The 18,251-nt window shown below is 57.3% G+C and carries 10 protein-coding genes; 6 read left to right on the plus strand and 4 right to left on the minus strand.

Annotated elements, in window-relative coordinates; translation table 11 throughout:
* Positions 1–5: 5 nt before the first annotated feature.
* Positions 6–3,458 (minus strand): transcription-repair coupling factor, encoded by a 3,453-nt coding sequence (gene mfd, locus K3169_RS11880; protein WP_099269244.1) that lies wholly within the window; start codon positions 3,456–3,458, stop codon positions 6–8.
* Between the two features lie 216 nt (positions 3,459–3,674).
* On the opposite strand from mfd, the gene K3169_RS11885 reads away from it, so the two are divergent.
* Positions 3,675–5,138, plus strand: coding sequence for a glyceraldehyde-3-phosphate dehydrogenase (locus tag K3169_RS11885; protein ID WP_027898081.1), 1,464 nt, complete (start codon positions 3,675–3,677; stop codon positions 5,136–5,138).
* A gap of 227 nt (positions 5,139–5,365) precedes the next feature.
* On the opposite strand, the gene K3169_RS11890 is transcribed toward K3169_RS11885, so the two are convergent.
* Positions 5,366–6,658: an MFS transporter gene (locus K3169_RS11890; RefSeq protein ID WP_099269245.1), complete on the minus strand. Its 1,293-nt coding sequence runs from the start codon at positions 6,656–6,658 to the stop codon at positions 5,366–5,368.
* A 330-nt stretch (positions 6,659–6,988) separates the two neighbouring features.
* On the opposite strand from K3169_RS11890, the gene K3169_RS11895 reads away from it, so the two are divergent.
* Together K3169_RS11895 and sthA are read left to right on the plus strand one after the other, a co-directional pair.
* Positions 6,989–11,524 (plus strand): dermonecrotic toxin domain-containing protein, encoded by a 4,536-nt coding sequence (locus K3169_RS11895; RefSeq protein ID WP_263271692.1) that lies wholly within the window; start codon positions 6,989–6,991, stop codon positions 11,522–11,524.
* A gap of 313 nt (positions 11,525–11,837) precedes the next feature.
* Positions 11,838–13,232, plus strand: a complete 1,395-nt coding sequence (gene sthA, locus K3169_RS11900) for a Si-specific NAD(P)(+) transhydrogenase (protein WP_027898719.1) — start codon at positions 11,838–11,840, stop codon at positions 13,230–13,232.
* 42 nt (positions 13,233–13,274) lie between these two features.
* Here the strand turns inward: sthA and K3169_RS11905 are convergent, their stop codons facing one another.
* Together K3169_RS11905 and K3169_RS11910 are read right to left on the minus strand one after the other, a co-directional pair.
* Positions 13,275–13,997, minus strand: a complete 723-nt coding sequence (locus K3169_RS11905) for a glycerophosphodiester phosphodiesterase (RefSeq protein ID WP_099269247.1) — start codon at positions 13,995–13,997, stop codon at positions 13,275–13,277.
* Between the two features lie 192 nt (positions 13,998–14,189).
* The gene (locus K3169_RS11910) at positions 14,190–14,771 is read right to left on the minus strand and encodes a PilZ domain-containing protein (protein WP_027898717.1); all 582 of its coding nucleotides are present in this window, start codon (positions 14,769–14,771) and stop codon (positions 14,190–14,192) included.
* 125 nt (positions 14,772–14,896) lie between these two features.
* Between K3169_RS11910 and K3169_RS11915 the strand changes: the two genes are divergently transcribed.
* The 3 genes from K3169_RS11915 to K3169_RS11925 all read left to right on the plus strand — a co-directional run bounded on the left by K3169_RS11915 (position 14,897) and on the right by K3169_RS11925 (position 18,157).
* The gene (locus tag K3169_RS11915) at positions 14,897–16,147 is read left to right on the plus strand and encodes a lipoprotein-releasing ABC transporter permease subunit (RefSeq protein WP_263271694.1); all 1,251 of its coding nucleotides are present in this window, start codon (positions 14,897–14,899) and stop codon (positions 16,145–16,147) included.
* A 7-nt stretch (positions 16,148–16,154) separates the two neighbouring features.
* Positions 16,155–16,838 carry a lipoprotein-releasing ABC transporter ATP-binding protein LolD gene (gene lolD / locus K3169_RS11920; protein WP_176469878.1) on the plus strand — a complete coding sequence of 228 codons (684 nt, stop codon included), beginning with the start codon at positions 16,155–16,157 and terminating at the stop codon, positions 16,836–16,838.
* Positions 16,839–16,912: 74 nt separating this feature from the next.
* Positions 16,913–18,157: a lipoprotein-releasing ABC transporter permease subunit gene (locus tag K3169_RS11925; protein WP_231677429.1), complete on the plus strand. Its 1,245-nt coding sequence runs from the start codon at positions 16,913–16,915 to the stop codon at positions 18,155–18,157.
* Positions 18,158–18,251: the final 94 nt, after the last annotated feature.

The following is an 18,251-nucleotide window of genomic DNA, read 5'->3' on the forward strand; positions in this document are numbered from 1 at the left end:
ATCCTTCAAGCAGTTTTCGGGGTCAGGCGCTCGAACAGCGCTTCAATGGTGTTAAAGCGTTCTTCCGGACGCTCCATGGGCACCATGAATTTGAACAGCGTGGCACCTTCGAACTTATAGCGGTTGGGTTGGCCCTGAATCAATTTAATCAGGGTCAGTGGATCAACCGGCGTGTCGGCAGCAAATTCGATGCGCCCGCCTTGTGGGCCTGCGTCGACCTTCTTGATACCCAGTTGCTCGGCCTGCAATTTGAGCAGGGTAATGCGCACCAGATGCTTGGTTGGCTCGGGGAGCAAGCCGAAGCGATCGATCATTTCCACTTGAAGATCCTTGAGGCTGTCTTCGTCAGTGGCATTGGCGATGCGCTTGTAGAGAATCAGGCGGGTATGCACATCCGGCAAATAGGCCTCCGGTATCAGGGCTGGCACGCGCAGGTTGATCTCCGGTCCGCCGCCCAGTGGTTGATCAAGGTTCGGTTGTTCGCCCTTGCGGATCGATTTCACCGCACGTTCGAGCATTTCCATGTACAGCGTGAAGCCTACTGCCTGAATCTGCCCGCTCTGGCCGTCGCCCAGCAGCTCGCCCGCGCCACGGATTTCCAGGTCGTTGGTGGCCAGTACAAAACCGGCACCCAGATCTTGAGTATTGGCGATGGCCTCCAGACGCTTTTCTGCATCCGGAGTGATTTGCTTGCGTGGCGGTGTCAGCAGGTAAGCATAGGCCTGGTGGTGACTGCGTCCAACCCGGCCACGCAATTGGTGTAGTTGCGCCAGACCGAATTTATCAGCGCGCTCGATAATGATGGTGTTGGCACTTGGTACGTCGATGCCGGTTTCGATAATGGTCGAGGCGATCAGAACGTTGAAGCGCTTGTGATAGAAGTCGCTCATCACCTGTTCGAGGTCGCGTTCACGCATTTGCCCGTGACCGATACCGATACGCGCTTCCGGCACCAGTTCGGCCAGATCGGCGGCGCATTTTTCGATGGTCTTCACATCGTTGTGCAGGTAGTACACCTGACCGCCGCGCAGCAGTTCACGCAGCAAGGCTTCTTTGACCGTCGGCTTGTTCTGTTCCATGACGAAGGTGCGCACCGACAGGCGTCGGGCGGGCGGCGTGGCGATGATCGACAGATCGCGCATGCCCGACACTGCCATGTTCAGCGTGCGCGGGATCGGTGTCGCGGTCAGGGTCAGAATATCGACTTCGCTGCGCAACGCCTTTAGCTGCTCTTTCTGACGCACACCAAAACGGTGTTCTTCGTCGATGATGACCAGGCCCAGGTTCTTGATCTTCACGTCGTCCTGCAGCAGCTTGTGCGTGCCGATGACGATGTCGATCTTGCCCTCAGCCAGATCCGCGACCGCGGCACTGACTTCCTTGGCGGACTTGAAGCGACTCATCACTTCAACGCTCACCGGCCAATCGGCGAAGCGGTCGCGGAAGCTGTTGTAGTGCTGCTGGGCGAGCAGGGTGGTCGGCACCAGAATCGCCACCTGACGACCACCATGCACGGCAATGAACGCTGCGCGCATGGCCACTTCGGTCTTGCCGAAGCCCACATCGCCGCAGACCAGCCTGTCCATGGGTTTTGGCGCGAGCATGTCGGCGCGTACGGCATCGATCGTGGTTTGCTGGTCTGGTGTTTCTTCGAACGGAAAGCCCGCGCTGAACGTGGCGTAGTCGGCTTTGGGGTCGGCGAATGCGTAGCCTTCGCGGGCAGCGCGGCGGGCATAAATGTCCAGCAGCTCGGCCGCGACGTCGCGCACTTGTTCGGCGGCTTTGCGTTTGGCTTTCTGCCAGGTTTCCGAGCCCAGTCGGTGCAGCGGGGCCAGAGCGTCGTCGCTGCCGGTATAACGGGCGATCAGGTGCAGGTTGGCCACCGGGACATACAGCTTGGCGTCCTCGGCGTAGGCCAGCATCAGGAACTCGGCGACCTGATTTTCCACTTCCAGCGTCGCCAGCCCCAGATAGCGACCGACGCCATGGTCGATGTGAACGACCGGAGCACCTTCACGCAGTTCGGTGAGGTTTTTGATGACGGCGTCATTATTGCCACCGTCGGTGCGTTTCTCACGACGCCGACGCTGCATCACGCGTTGCCCGAACAGCGGGCTTTCAGCGATCAGGGCGATAGCAGGTTGTTCGAGCAGCAGGCCGTCATCCAGTGGAGCGATGGTGATCGACAGGCGATCCTTGCCCTCAACGAAGTCATTCCAGCTGTCGACCGTTTTAGGTCGCAGCTTCAGACGTTCGAGCAGTTCCAGCAGCACCTCGCGGCGACCCGCTGACTCTGCGGTAAACAGGATGCGGCCGTCGAACTCTTCAATGAATTTCGACAGGGCGGCCAATGGCTGACTGGCCTTGGCTTCGATCGCCAGCTCCGGCAGCAACTGCGCCGGAAAGCGCTCACGGCCGACGCCGGTGTCGACGTCCTGCTGGCTCGCCACTACCCGAGGCCAGCTTTTCAGGCGGGCAAAGCAGTCTTCCACAGGCAGGAACAATTCAGCGGGAGGCAGGAGAGGCCGCTCGGGGTCTACGCGACGCTCCTCGTAACGGTTGCGTACGTCATTCCAGAAGTTTTCTGCGGCCTGTTCAATGCCCGGCAGGGAAAACACTTGAGTGTCCTGAGGCAGATAGTCGAACAGCGTCGAGGTCTCTTCAAAGAACAATGGCAGGTAATACTCGATACCGGCCGGTGTGATGCCGCTGCTCAGGTCCTGAAAGATCGGGCTGCGACGGAAATCCACATCAAAGCGTTCGCGAAACCGGGCCTTGAAGCGTGTCACCTCTTCCTTTTGCAACGGGAATTCACGCGCAGGCAAAAGGCGAACCGACTCGACTTTATCGATGGAGCGCTGGGTTTCAGGATCAAAGGTGCGCAGCGTTTCGATTTCGTCATCGAACAGGTCGATCCGGTACGGCAGTTTGCTGCCCATCGGGAACAGGTCGATCAGGTTGCCGCGTACCGTGAATTCGCCGTGCTCGTAAACCGTGTCGACATACCGGTAGCCGCTGGCCTCCAGGCGTGTGCGCATGGCCTCGATATCAAGCGTCTGGCCAATGTCCAGAACCAGACTGCTGCCCAGCAGGAATTTGGTCGGCGCCAAACGATGTAGGGCTGTGGTGATGGGCACTACCAGAACGCCATGCACCAGCTCTGGCAGGCGATAAAGGCTCGCAATCCGCTGGGAAATGATGTCCTGATGCGGTGAGAACAAATCGTAGGGCAGGGTTTCCCAGTCCGGGAAATGCAACACCGGCAAGCTGGGTGCGAAGAACTTCAGCTCTTGCTCGAGTCGCTCGGCACTTTGGCTGTCGGCGGTCAAAAGCAGGGTGAAGCGCTTGGCGGCACTGGCAGCCTCGGCAATCGCCAGGCTCAGCGCGGCACCGGGAAGGTTGCCCCAGTGTTGTTTGCCTGCCGCGGCAGGGAGTAGCGGTAGACGCAGAACAGGCACGGAAGATTGAGCTCCAAGCGTTGCGACGAGGGCCGCGATTGTACCGGGGGAAGGGTGCAAATGTCAGGTCTAAGACTACGCTGTGATTCAGAAGTGCACGCCTTGGCAATTTCTGAAGTGCAGCGGAACAAAATGTAGTGCTCGCTGATCTGACTACGGCGCATTGCCCTTAAACAAAGGCGGCGGCATAATGTAGCCCCTTTTTTCAGCCCCTACATGTGGAAGGTTCCCGTGACTCAGAAGCCCGACCAGTGTCTTGGTGAATGGATTGATCGTGAAGCTCTCGCCGAGACGATGATCCCGCTTATCGGTCAGCTCTACCGCAATAATAATGTGGTGAGTTCGATCTATGGCCGCAGCCTGATCAATCGATCGGTTATCGCGATTCTCAAAGCTCACCGCTTTGCGCGTCACCGCCAGTCCGATGCAAGCGAGTTGTCCGTACACGAGACTTTTCCGCTCGTTAAGGCCATGAGCGAGCTCAAGCTGGGCTCAGCCTCGGTGGACCTCGGCAAACTGGCCGTCAAGTTCAAGACTGAAGGCAACGGCCGCACTGCCGAGCAGTTCGTTCGTGAAGAGCTGGCCGAGCTGGTGGGGCAGCAGAACGCTTCGCCACGCAAGGGCACTGATGTTGTGCTGTACGGTTTCGGCCGGATTGGTCGCCTGCTGGCGCGCATCCTGATCGAAAAAACCGGCGGCGGCGATGGCCTGCGTTTGCGTGCAATTGTCGTCCGTAAAGGCGCCGAGAACGATCTGGTCAAGCGCGCAAGCCTGCTGCGCCGCGACTCTGTGCATGGTTCCTTCGATGGCACCATCACTGTTGATGAAGCCAACAGCACCATCACTGCGAACGGCAACCTGATTCAGGTGATCTACGCCAAGAATCCGACCGAGGTGGATTACACCCAGTACGGTATCAAGGACGCACTGCTGGTAGACAACACCGGTGTATGGCGTGATGCCGACGGTCTGGGTCAGCACCTTGGGTGCCCAGGCATCGACCGCGTAGTGCTCACCGCTCCAGGCAAAGGCAAGCTGAAAAACATCGTGCACGGTATCAACCACGGTGAAATCACTGCTGACGACAAGATCGTTTCTGCGGCTTCCTGCACCACCAACGCCATCGTGCCGGTGCTCAAGGCCGTCAACGACAAGTTCGGCATCGTCAACGGTCACGTTGAAACGGTTCACTCGTACACCAACGACCAGAACCTGATCGACAACTTCCACAAGGGCGATCGCCGTGGCCGTAGCGCCGCGCTGAACATGGTAATTACTGAAACCGGTGCTGCCACTGCTGCTGCCAAGGCACTGCCTGAGCTGGCTGGCAAGCTGACCGGCAACGCGATTCGCGTACCGACGCCGAACGTTTCCATGGCGATTCTCAACCTGAACCTTGAGAAAGCGACCACCCGCGAAGAAATCAACGAGTACCTGCGCTACATGGCGCTGCACTCGGACCTGCACAAGCAAATCGACTTCGTGAACTCCCAGGAAGTGGTTTCCACTGACTTCGTCGGCTCGCGCCACGCCGGTGTAGTGGATGCTGAAGCAACCATCGCCAACGATAACCGCGTTGTTCTGTACGTCTGGTACGACAACGAATTCGGTTACAGCCACCAGGTGGTGCGCGTGATGGAAGACATGGCGGGCGTTAACCCACCAGCGTTCCCGCGTTAAGAGCAGTTACAGGCTTTAAGCGACACGCTACAAGCAGAAACGAAAACGCCCCGACCGGGTAACTGGTCGGGGCGTTTTTTGTTGTGCGCTGTTTTTGATGTTCTGTATTGCAGAGATCAGATCTTGTAGGAGCGCGCTTGCCCGCGATAGCGTTGAATCAGGCGATAGTTTCTTGCATGAACTAACGCTATCGCGGGCAATCGCGCTCCTACTGCGGCGACCCCGGATTATCCGGCAGTCACAGCTTCAGGCGCTTGCAGCTTCTGGCCGCCTTTGCGGAACAGCACCAGTGTGGCGACCAGCCCAAGAATTGCTGCGCCTGTCAGCCAGATGCCCGGTGCAGCCTTGTTGTCCAGCGCGTGAATCAGGTAGGTGCACGCTGCCGGGGTAAAGCCGCCAAAGGTCGCAGTTGCCAGGCTGTAGGCCAGGGAGAAGCCGGTCGTGCGCACTTCTACCGGCATGATCTCGGTCAGGGCAACCACCATCGCGCCGTTGTACGAGCCGTACAGGAATGACAACCAGAGCTCGACCATCAGCAGGTTACCGAAGCTCGGGTTGGCGACCAACCAGGACAGGGCAGGGTACGCCGTCGCAATGGCCAGAACGGTTGCGGCAACCAGCAAAGGTTTGCGGCCAATACGGTCAGACAGCGCGCCCATCACCGGCAGCCAGATGAAGTTCGAAATCCCGACGAAAACCGTGACGATCAAACTGTCGAGGTCGGACAGGTGCAATTCGTTTTTACCGAAGGTCGGCGTATACGCAGTAATCAGGTAGAAGGACACGGTGGTCATGATCACCAGCGCCATGCCGCCGAGCACCAGGCCGAAGTTCTGGCCAATCGAGCGCACCACTTCTTTCAGCGTCGGGCGATGAGTGCGAGCTTCGAATTCCGGGGTTTCTTCCATCGAGCGGCGAATCACGAAAATCACCGGTACGATCAGGCAACCGATCAGGAACGGCACGCGCCAGCCCCATTCGCCCATCTCTTCCGGGCTCAGCCAATGGTTCAGGGCAACACCCAGCAAGCCGGCGAAGACCACGGCGGCCTGCTGACTGGCGGACTGCCAACTGACGAAGAAACCTTTACGGCCAGGGGTAGATATCTCCGCCAGATAAACCGAGACACCTCCCAGTTCCACGCCAGCAGAAAAGCCCTGTAGCAAACGACCCAGCAGCACCAGCAACGGCGCAGCGACGCCGAGGGTTGCATAACCCGGCACACAGGCAATCAGCACTGTGCCCATGGCCATCATCGCCAGGGTGACAACCAGACCTTTTTTTCGGCCGTGGCGGTCAATGTAAGCGCCAAGGAAGATCGCCCCCAGCGGACGCATGAGGAAGCCAGCGCCGAACGTTGCCAGTGAAAGCATCAGTGAGGCGAATGCGCTGTCGGCAGGGAAGAAGGTTTTGGCGATGGCAGTGGCGTAGAAGCCGTAGACCATGAAGTCAAACATTTCAAGGAAGTTGCCGCTGACAACGCGAAATATCGCCTTGCCTTTGCCGGTGTTCGAGGTCATTGAAAATTACTCGCTTGGGCTATCTGGTCAGGGCCTCGCGCACTTTCAACATTAGCCAGAGGGCTCTGGTCCGGTTATGTTGAAGCGACAAAGGCCCCAAAGGATCCGTTGTATTTTTATGTCCTGCTGCACCGCTTGAGGCTCCTGCCTGCACGCACTGCACAATTGTAACGATATGTGTAAAACGCCTTAAAGACAACTCTTGATACTTTGTACGTGCATTCGGCAGACCGTTGGCAGGGGCCGGATTGCATTACTTTTGTATGTCATTGCCAGCCCGTCGAAGGTGTTAACTCCGGTGAGATATTTCAATCACCAAGAGTTAAATCCATGACGATCAAACTGGCCGTGGCGGAGCAATTCGCCTCCCGTCCTTCTCTGCGTGAGCTGGCTACGAGCAGCCTGCGCAGTGCTTTAATTGTGCGTTTTCCAGACCTGGCCATCGACCCTGAGGCGGTTTCGGTCGTGCCCCGGACCTCAGGCGACCCGGCTATGTCGCCCAAATCAATAAGGCCTTCTCTGGTGGATAGCCTTTTTGAATATTTTCAGCGCCGGGCAACACCGCAGTGGACGAACACTGGCTTTGCGCTTATGGCCGATCACGGTGCTTCATCTGAGCAGCCATTAGCTGTGGATATGGAGGAAATCAGTACCATCGTCGACCAGTCAGCATTGGCGCTGATCGGCGACTTCAAACAGTCGATTGCTGATTTCTGGAGCCGGCCCTGCGCCATCGGTGGCAGGCTTACGACTCGCTGGGCCTGGCTTTCGCAGTCGATCAGGCGAGATGTCATGGGTCGGTTGGCGGCGCTTGATGCGTCTCGTTCAGATCAGCGTGCCATGCTCCGTACCATCACTACTCTGTGTGGCAAAAACGAACAGCCGGGGGTTCAGGCGGGTATTGCGTATGTAACGCTGATTCAGGATGGTGTTTCGGAAACGCGGGGGATACCCGCGTTAGTGGCACTTGAACAGTCGACGACCGACCCTGAGGTATTGGTTTACCGTCTTTTCGGGGAGAGTGAACGCTACACGCTGGCTGGCTGGGTGACGCGCCTGCGGCAGGACTTCATTCAGGACCCCAGGCATCAATCTCTGGAGTGGGGGTTCTACGAGCCTGATAACGATGTGTTCGAGGATCTGGGTCGTGCCATTCTGGAAAATCAGATCAGGGCCGTGCATTACTTGACTCATGCAGCCTATCTGGAAGTCGCGACGCTTGAGCGTTACCTGGAAGCGTCGACAGATGTTGGGGCTTTATTCGTCAAACAGCCAAAGGCTGATGCCGAGTCGCTTCCTGAATGGCTAAGCAAGGCAAGCGATTCGGACCGAATCTCTTACAGCCGATCCATGACCGCTTTGGCTGTATTGCAAGCCAATACGCAAGGCAGGACATTTAACGAGGGATTGCCGCCCATCGCGGAGTTTGCGTCTCAGGCCCTTGTGAGGCAGATGCTTGAGGATCATCCAGACGCCACACAGGTACCTTTGAGCGAGATAGAGCTGGTCATCGACAAAGTGACCGCTGTGGCCGCCGGGTCTGGCGGTCAGGTGTTTGCTCAGGGGGAAGTGGAAAATGTTCGCATGACACTGTCTGAGTTTGCGCTGGAGAATCTTGTCGGCTTACCTGTGGGTACGGTGACGCTACGCCGGAGCACTGATCAGCCTTTGCCGGACTGGCTGACCGTAGGTTATGCCAAGCACCTGGTTCAGGCAGTCAACGTCGGCCAGACCTACCCAGAATTGCTGCGCAGATTGCTGATTACCGATGCCAATGAAGCTGACAGGCGACGCTTGCTGTTCTGCAATCAGTTGCGTATCCAGCTTCCGCTGAAGGCTCTGGAGCAGAAGCTCAAACGGGAAGGGGCGATAAGTGATGCCGGTTGCCGGTTGATTGCTGCCTTGCTGAACGATTTGTGGCCCATGCGCGAAGAAGACGAGCAGTCTGTAGTTCTGCGCACTTTGGGTTTCAAGGCCTGGCACACGGGGCAGGTGGACAATGTCGGCAATATGTTTGTGATTGGCCCGCTGAACATCGAGTCGGGCCCATATCTGCTCTATCAGCCCTTTCTCGCGACGCCTTTGACGCAATTCAGCAACTGGAAAGCTCTGCGTGACGCCATCGCTCAGCCCGGTGCCTTGCAACAACAGGTACTGACCTGGCTGAGTGATGCGGCACGCCCTGTTTATGCCAACGGAGGATTCGATGAGCCACATATAGTCCGCTTCGGGCTTGGCTCCGAGTTTGAGCCGCTTGAGCGGCCGCAACCGACAGTATTGAGCCGCGATGTCATGGCTGGTGATCCGCTTGAAGCGTTGTTCAAAGCCGTTGCCATGGCGCTGGTGCAGTTAGCCGATCGCGAGTCGGTTTCCAACGTCGAAAACCGCTGGGCGAACCTTAAGGAAGGAGGCTGGCTGCTGCTCGAGATGTTGCTACCCCTTGTTGGTGGCTCATTAGGCCACTCCGCGTGGCTTTTGCAATTGCTAGGCAGCGCCGACCAGCTCCTGACGCTGCCGGATGACGCCGAGCAAGGTACGCGCTCGGCGGCGCTTGCGGATTTGCTGCTCAACGTGGCGATGATTGTCCTGCATCAGGGTGTCATATCAGCCTCAGGCCCGGTGGTTCGTAGTGGCAAGCCTGGGGTTGATGCGACGCTCAGCTCTCAAGAAATGGATGAAAACCCGATGGCTCCGCGGACGCTGGATATGTCGGCCGGTAGGGACGGGCTCGATTTCAGCTGGTCCAACCCGCTTTCTCGACTTACTGCAGCTCAGCGCTCCAGGCTGCTGACCTTTAATGTCTCACCCGAACCGCCCCTTGATGCAGTGACTCTCTCTGGTGTTTACACCGGTTTGTACGAGGGCCATGGAAAGTGGTACGCACGGGTTGATGGGAGTTTGTTTCGCGTTATCGCTGACCAGGACTGTGTGTATATCGTTCAGGACGATGACCCTGACGTTAAGGGGCCCTGGCTGACTCGGGACGGCCTGGAGTGGCGGCTGGATCTGGGGCTGCATTTACGTGGTGGCGGCCCAAAACAGAATGCCCGAAAACTCGCGCAGGCTAATGCAGCGAACGCCCGGCGTATTAACGATGGCCTGTCCGAACTTGTGAAGCGGCGTGATGCATTGCTGAAAAACATGCTGGCCTACGATCAGCAGCTAAAAACTGCGCAGGGCCCGGTGCGTCAGCTTTTTATGGATCGCTATGAAAGCGACCTGGCCGAGCTGGTCAGTGTGATGCAAGAGCGTGTCAAACTGGAGCGGGAACACCGGCCGGGGGACCGCCCTGCGGAAAAGGACGTTGCCATCCAGTTGCAGAGTCTGGCCCGGCATATCTGTTACTTCGAAGGCATGCTTTTTCAGGATCAGGCAATCATTGCCAATAATGAACTGGCGAACCTGCGCACCCTGGCCTCTGGCGAAGCAGTGGTGCCCGAGAATGCTGAAGCTTACTTTGATCTGTTCCGCAAGTTGACGATCGCCCAGACAAAAGGGCTGCACTGGTCACAGATGCGTGAGGCCGTTTGGGTTCAACTGCGTGACGTTCCAAAAGTGGGGCAGGAATATTGGCGCAATGAAGTCACAGAGGCATACGGCAACAATCAGCCTTCGAATCTGGACTGGAAAGCCGTTCATATGTTTTCGACGCTTGAGCTGGTGTTCAGTCGTCCAGAAAGCATGTTTAGTGATGACCTGAAGCAACTGAGGACTCTGCGTAACGACCAGAATCTGCATGCGGCGATTGCATCCCACCTTGAGCTGGACAGGCCCAATACGTATTCACTGGCTGAAAGCATCAGTGTTCTGGAAAGTGCGCTCAAAGAGTACGGTCGAGCCAGTGACATCAGTACCTACATTCATGCTTTGGAGTTCTCGGGCAGGAGAGGTCAATACCTTGAGCAGTTCATTGCCCAGATCGGTGCCTTTCAAGATGTCGCCCTGCAACGGCTCACGCTGTTGATCAAGGAAAATACCGAAGCATCAGATACGTTTCCTGAACAGAGGCCCAGGGTTGCGAGGCCTGGCAAGCGGGTGATCAAAACCCGCGGCCACCGGACCTTCATCGGCAACATTCGCCAGAGCGCCGTCGAGTCTGAGGGCGATGTGGTGGATGTCTCCGATGCGCTGACCAGTAAAGTGATCAACACATGGCATCAGCACGCTGACGGTGAGTGGGTTGAGGTCATGACGCCTGAGTCCGCCGCTAAGCCAGTCATCCCCCGCGCCTTGCCAGCAGAGCTGCAGCGGCAGGCCCGGGAACATCTGGCAAGAGTGGAGGGCAGTATCAACAGTGCATGGAGGCAATCAAAACGGGCGAGTGAGCCTGAGGACATGGAAGATATTCTCGTTCAAAGGGCTGAAAAGCTGATCGTGCTGATCGACCAGATGAAGCCCTTCAGTGATGAGGCATCTGCTTCAGGTTTCGCAACAGATATGCAGGATCTGGCAGCGGCGGCCGCCCGCTTGAAAGATCAGGGGCGCTTGATTCGTATTGCGATGATCAAGGCACAGCCACCCACAGCTGCGCGTATCAGTTATCTGCATCAGCAGCGGGAGATCGATATTTCCAGTTTTGGCGGTCGAAAAAATATGTCTGGAGCCCGGCGTGATGATTTCCTTCAGGAGTTTGCCATTCGCGACAAAGACCATCAGATACTCTGGTGGGCGCATTTTCACTACGCTACCGAAAGTGCCAGCCCTGAAGCATTCACCGCGGCGCATCTGAAATTACCGGCGCAGCGGCTGCTGGGCTACAAGGCACTGGTCAAGGCGGCAAAAGCCAATCAGGAGGTGGTCAGCATTTACCGCAGTTCGATAGGCAAGGAGATCGCTCAACGTCTGTTTCTGGTGCTGACCCCTTGAGTGGGGTCGATCGCAGCGTGGCTTGAAAGCTGCGTTGGCTTTTTTTGTGATTTGCGACGGCAAGCGCTTTATCATTTGCAGCCTTGGGGTGTTCGAATGTTTGCCGTCTGCACAACGTAGAGCGTCGCGGGAAAAGCCAGAGCGTCATTTTGTCGCAGACAAAAGTGGCTTGCGGCGCTACCAACGGTTAATGTTCCACGCTTCGGTGGCGGTTTAAACTGCGCGCCAGATTCTGATCCTTCATGTCGCTGGCCGCGACGTGATTTAGCCAGAGATGCCAGAGTGGCACCTCGGCCTGTTCTAAGGAGTACGCATGGCTGTCTACAACTACGACGTAGTAGTACTGGGTTCCGGCCCTGCCGGAGAAGGCGCGGCAATGAACGCCGCCAAGGCAGGGCGCAAAGTAGCGATGGTCGACAGCCGTCGGCAGGTCGGCGGTAACTGCACACACTTGGGCACCATCCCGTCCAAGGCATTGCGTCATTCGGTCAAGCAAATCATTCACTTCAACACTAACCCTATGTTCCGGGCCATTGGCGAGCCACGCTGGTTTTCGTTCCCGGACGTGTTGAAAAACGCCGAAATGGTTATTTCCAAGCAGGTTTCTTCGCGCACTGGCTATTACGCCCGTAATCGCGTTGATGTGTTCTTTGGCACTGGCAGTTTTGCTGACGAGAACAGCATCGATGTGGTGTGCGGCAACGGCGTCGTGGAGAAACTGGTCGCCAACCAGATCATTATTGCCACTGGATCGCGCCCATATCGCCCTGCGGATATCGACTTTTCCCACAAGCGTATCTACGACAGCGACACCATCCTCAGCCTCGGTCACACCCCGCGCAAGCTGATCATTTATGGCGCTGGCGTTATCGGTTGTGAGTACGCTTCGATCTTCAGTGGTCTGGGCGTCATGGTCGAGCTGGTGGATAACCGCGATCAGCTACTGAGCTTTCTGGATTCGGAAATTTCTCAGGCGTTGAGTTATCACTTCAGCAACAACAACGTGATGGTTCGCCATAACGAAGAGTACGAAAAGGTCGAAGGTCTGGATAACGGTGTGATCCTGCACCTCAAGTCCGGCAAGAAGATCAAGGCAGACGCCTTGCTGTGGTGTAACGGTCGTACCGGCAACACTGACAAGCTGGGGCTGGAGAATGTTGGTATCAAGGCTAACGGCCGCGGCCAGATTGAAGTCGACGAAAGCTACCGTACCAACGTGCCGAATATTTACGGCGCGGGCGATGTGATTGGCTGGCCGAGCCTGGCCAGTGCCGCTTACGATCAGGGGCGTTCAGCTGCAGGCGTTGTAGTCGATAACGGCAGCTGGCGCTACGTCAACGACGTGCCAACCGGCATCTACACGATTCCGGAAATCAGCTCGATCGGCAAAAACGAACACGAGCTCACGCAGGCGAAAGTGCCTTACGAAGTAGGCAAGGCATTCTTCAAGGGCATGGCGCGGGCGCAGATTTCCGGCGAACGTGTGGGCATGCTGAAGATCCTGTTCCATCGTGAAACTCTGGAAGTGCTGGGTGTGCATTGCTTCGGCGACCAGGCATCAGAAATTGTGCACATCGGGCAGGCGATCATGAACCAGCCGGGTGAAGCCAATACCCTGAAGTATTTCGTCAACACAACGTTCAACTACCCGACCATGGCTGAAGCTTATCGGGTAGCTGCTTACGATGGCCTGAACCGGCTTTTTTAAGCGACTCCGGCCGGTGGCCTGAGCCGGCCGGGGAGACCGATTTCAGCGATTCTCGAGGGTGGCGCTGGCCAAACCGGGAAAGTCTGTAATCAGGCTGTCCACGCCGAAGTCGGCGAGCCTGCGCATCAGTGCGGGTTCGTTGACCGTCCACACCGACACATGCAAACCCTGACGCTGAGCTTTTTGCTGGCGCTCAGGGGTGCAGAGTGTCCAGTTCAATGCCAGGTACTCGCAGCCATAGCTTTGCGCGACTTTCAGCGGGTCGAGCCATGCGTATTCGGCCACTAGGCCGCGCGATATGTCCGGCGTCAATTCCAGTGCGGCTTTGAGCACTTCCCGAGAGCTTGAGGTGATGGTGATCTTGTCCAGCAGGCCGTGGCGCTGAGCCATTTCACGGATGGCCAGTACGGTTGATGCGGCCCGGGTGCGGGACGCGCTTTTGACTTCCAGCTGCCAGTGCTCGAAATCGCACTTTTCGAACAGCTCTTCAAGGCGTGGGATCGGGCAGGGATTGATCCAGCCGGGGCCGCCTTTGCGTGCGTCATACGTCACCAGGTCAGCGGCGCTGTGTTCGATGACTTTGCCGCGCCTGTCGGTGGTGCGCTTCAGGGTCGGGTCGTGAATCACCATCAATTCCCCGTCACTGGACAGGTGCAGGTCCAGTTCACAGCGCCGTACGCCGTGCTTGAGGCATTCCTGAAAGCTGGTCAGGGTGTTTTCCGGTGCTTCGCCTTTGGCGCCGCGATGGCCATAAATAAGGGTCACGTTTACTCCTGGTGGCCTTCAAGGCGTTGGTCTTGGTTTGATAGTCAGTTATGTACTGTTATCGAAATGCATCCTCTGGATGAAATACATTCCCTGTAGGAGCTGCCGAAGGCTGCGAAGCATTTAGTCTGACGCACCGCCATCGCAGCCTTCGGCAGCTCCAGGTGCAGCGTCTGCTTGGCCTGCTTTCGTTTACTCAGGCTTTTCCTGCTCCAGCGCCTGACGCCGCAGCGCAGCTTGTCGTTGCAAAATGTATCTGGCCAACAGCTGTCTTTGCGAGTCGGGCAGGTCGATGAACTCGGTGCCGATCTCGAATTGGCCGTCCAGCAGAATGTCGCAATGGGTCACTTTGGCGTGGAGCATCAATGCTGACGCTTGCGGCATCAAGACCATTTTTATCGATAGCTGGGCATCGACGGCGAAGCTTGTAGCGCTGTGAAATTGCACGCCACCTTCGGAAATAGTCACGGGTTGCGGGGCGCCCAGCTTGCCCAGAGTGGTTTGCGCCACCACCCGGCCAAGCAGTTCGATGCGCTTGCCAAACGATTGCATCAGGCTGTTCACCACCCGGTCGCGGTCGTCCAGCTGGCGTAGAAGATGCTGGGATTCGAACTCGGCTATGTGCAACTCGCTGAGCAGTTCGAAGAGTGCCGAGGTTTCGCGCATGGCCTGGTGCCCAGTCTCGTCGGTACTGGACAACAGGTTAATTTCAAGTGCGACGCTGTCCTCGATACGGTAGTATTCGCGGCGTTCTTCTTCATCTAATGTCGACATGGCGAACCCATGGTAGCGGCGATGGTCATAGTGGTTGCTCGCAGTGCTCAGAGTGATTTCGAGTGTAAAGCTGCCTGCTCAGGCCCGCCACAAGGACGTTCCCATTCCTCCGAACAAGTCCCTAAATGTTCAGACCTCTTTTTGTATTCATAGGCACGCGTTACACCCGTGCAAAACGCCGTAATCATTTCGTCTCCTTCATTTCCCTGACTTCCATGATCGGTCTCGCCCTGGGCGTAGTGGTGATGATAGTCGTGTTATCGGTCATGAATGGTTTCGATCATGAAATGCGTACTCGCGTACTCGGCATGGTCCCGCACGCCACCATCGAAGCCGGTGAGCCGATCGGCAACTGGCAGAGTCTGGCTGACAAGGTCAGGCAAAACCCGCAGGTGCTGGCTGTTGCCCCGTTTACCCAGATGCAGGGCTTGTTGACCAATAACGGCAACGTGCAAAAGGTCCTGCTTAATGGCATCGACCCGGCGCAAGAGCGGAAAGTTTCGATCATCGATAACTTCATGAAGCAGGGGAAGCTGGATGATCTGGCTGCCGGTGACTTCGGCATCGTGATCGGCGACAAGGCTGCCACCAAGCTCGGGGTTGGCATTGGCGACAAGGTGACGTTCGTAGCCCCTGAAGTGACTGTGACGCCCGCCGGTATGTTCCCGCGCATGAAGCGTTTTACCGTGACAGGTATTTTTCATGTTGGAGCCGGTGAGCTGGATGGCTACCTCGGCCTGACCAATATTGATGACCTGGGCCGCCTGCATCGCTGGAAAGCCAACGAAGTGCAAGGGCTGCGCCTGAAATTCGAAGACCTGTTCGAAGCGCCTCGCACCTCTTATCAAATCGCCCAGACCCTCGGCGAACACAACTACTATTCCCGTGACTGGACCCGCACCCACGGCAACCTGTATCAGGCGATCCGCATGGAAAAAGCCATGATCGGGCTGCTGCTGTTGCTGATTGTCGCCGTCGCAGCCTTCAACATCATTTCCACGCTGGTGATGGTGGTCAACGACAAGAAGGGCGACATCGCGATCCTGCGCACCCTGGGCTCTACGCCCGCGCAGATCATGGCGATTTTCATGGTCCAGGGCACAGTGATCGGTGTGGTCGGCACGTTCATCGGCGCTGTAGTGGGCATTATTGCTGCGCTCAACGTCAGTGCTGCTATTTCCCTGCTGGAAGGCCTGATTGGCCACAAGTTTCTCAATGCCGATGTGTACTTCATCGACTACTTGCCATCGCAACTGATGGCTGAAGATGTGTTGATGGTCTGCGGCGCGGCATTGGTCCTGAGTTTCCTCGCCACCCTGTATCCGGCCTGGCGCGCAGCGCGCACCCAACCGGCGGAGGCGTTACGTTATGAGTGAGTCGGGCATGAGTGATAAAGCAGTATTGAGTTGCCGCAACCTGGGCAAATCCTATGAGGAAGGCCCTGAGTCGGTAGTGGTCCTGTCCGGGTTGCAACTGGAGTTGTTTCCGGGCGAGCGCGTGGCGATTGTCGGCAGTTCAGGCTCTGGCAAAAGTACCTTGCTCAATTTGTTGGGCGGCCTGGATACACCTTCCGAAGGCAGTGTCTGGCTGGCTGGCGAAGAGCTTTCCGCATTGGGCGAAAAGGCCCGTGGCCTGCTGCGTAATCGCGCGCTGGGCTTCGTTTATCAGTTCCACCACTTGTTGCCGGAATTCACTGCGCTGGAAAACGTCTGCATGCCGCTGCTGATCGGCAAGACGGCGATCCCGGAAGCGCGTCAGCGTGCGACCGCGCTGCTGGAGCGGGTAGGGCTGGGACACCGTCTGGCGCACAAACCTTCCGAGTTGTCCGGTGGTGAACGTCAGCGTGTGGCAATCGCAAGGGCGCTGGTCAATCAGCCAGGGCTGGTGATGCTTGATGAGCCTACGGGTAACCTCGATCACCACACCGCGCAAGGTATTCAGGACCTGATGCTGGAGCTGAGCACTTCGTCGCGCACGGCGTTTCTGGTGGTGACTCACGACATGAATCTGGCCAGACAGATGGATCGTGTATGGCGCCTGGAAGGCGGTCGTCTGGTAGAAGCCTGACCTCTCCAGCCCGGCGCAATTGATCGCGCCGGGATTTGATTTTTTGCGACAATTTTTCCCACGGTGCACTGCGAATGTTTCGACCGTTATCAATATTTATTGGCGCGCGCTACACACGTGCCAAGCGCCGCAACCATTTCATCTCGTTCATTTCCATGACTTCGATGATCGGGTTGGCGCTGGGCGTGCTCGCGATGATTGTGGTGCTGTCCGTGATGAATGGTTTTCAGCGGGAAATGAGCTCGCGCATTCTCGGCATGGTGCCCCATGCAGTGATCGCGGGCGTCAAGCCGCTGGACGACTGGAAGCCGGTTGCGAACGCTTCGTTGAAGAATCCGGAAGTCACGGCCGCTGTGCCATTCACCGAAATGGACGGCATGCTCTCTTACAAGGGCGCGATGCAGCCGATTCAGATCAGTGGCGTTGATCCGGCGCTGGAGCACGAGGTGTCGATCGTCACCAAACACATCGTGCAGGGCAAGCTTGAAGATCTAAAAGCGGGCGAGTTTGGTGTCGTGTTGGGCGAGTTGAGCGCCCGTCGCTTCCGTCTGAACGTCGGCGATAAACTGACATTGATCGTGCCTGAAGTCAGCAGCGCGCCGGGCGGCATCACGCCACGCCTGCAACGCCTGACGGTGGTCGGCATTTTCAAGGTTGGCGCCGAGCTTGACGGCTCCATGGCTTTGATCAACGTCGCAGACGCCGCGCAGATAAACCGCTGGCAGCCTGATCAGGTGCAGGGTGTGCGTCTGGCTCTAAAGGATCTGTACAAGGCGCCTGAAGTCTCGAAAACAATTGCCGGAGGCCTCGGAGCAGATTATCGCGCCGATGACTGGACTCACACCCAGGGCAGCCTGTTCAGCGCGATGAAGATGGAGAAGACCATGATCGGCCTGCTGTTGCTGATGATCGTCGCCGTCGCTGCGTTCAATATCATTGCTACGCTGATCATGGTGGTGAACGACAAGGGCGCGGACATTGCAATCCTGCGCACCATCGGCGCGACACCGCGACAGATCATGACCATCTTCATGGTTCAGGGAACGGTCATCGGTATCGTCGGGACGATCATTGGTGGCGTGCTGGGGATTATTGCCGCGATCAACGTCAGCAGTCTTGTGGGCTGGATAGAGCGGGTCAGTGGACAGCACATCTTCAGCTCTGACGTGTACTTCATCAGCAATCTGCCTTCCGAGTTGCAAGCGGGCGATGTGGTGCTGATTTGCAGCGCGGGCTTTATCCTGAGCTTCCTGGCCACGCTTTACCCGGCCTGGCGCGCGGCGCAGATTCAGCCTGCGCATGCATTGCGGTATGAGTGATTGATGGCTCGGGCCTGACTCGATTCTGTTCGTCTGGCCCGGTCACTCACTTCATTGACTTCAGCCTTTGTTCGTCGCCACTCTGGAGAACACC

This window comes from Pseudomonas phytophila, from assembly GCF_025643095.1.
GTDB lineage: Bacteria > Pseudomonadota > Gammaproteobacteria > Pseudomonadales > Pseudomonadaceae > Aquipseudomonas > Aquipseudomonas quasicaspiana.

Excerpts from the sequence above, each read along its gene's own strand:
- K3169_RS11885 (WP_027898081.1), top strand. The coding sequence starts at position 3,675 with ATGTGGAAGGTTCCCGTGACTCAGAAGCCCGACCAGTGTCTTGGTGAA.
- K3169_RS11890 (WP_099269245.1), bottom strand. The coding sequence starts at position 6,658 with ATGACCTCGAACACCGGCAAAGGCAAGGCGATATTTCGCGTTGTCAGC.
- K3169_RS11895 (WP_263271692.1), top strand. The coding sequence starts at position 6,989 with ATGACGATCAAACTGGCCGTGGCGGAGCAATTCGCCTCCCGTCCTTCT.
- sthA (WP_027898719.1), top strand. The coding sequence starts at position 11,838 with ATGGCTGTCTACAACTACGACGTAGTAGTACTGGGTTCCGGCCCTGCC.
- K3169_RS11910 (WP_027898717.1), bottom strand. The coding sequence starts at position 14,771 with ATGTCGACATTAGATGAAGAAGAACGCCGCGAATACTACCGTATCGAG.
- K3169_RS11915 (WP_263271694.1), top strand. The coding sequence starts at position 14,897 with ATGTTCAGACCTCTTTTTGTATTCATAGGCACGCGTTACACCCGTGCA.
- lolD (WP_176469878.1), top strand. The coding sequence starts at position 16,155 with ATGAGTGATAAAGCAGTATTGAGTTGCCGCAACCTGGGCAAATCCTAT.
- K3169_RS11925 (WP_231677429.1), top strand. The coding sequence starts at position 16,913 with ATGTTTCGACCGTTATCAATATTTATTGGCGCGCGCTACACACGTGCC.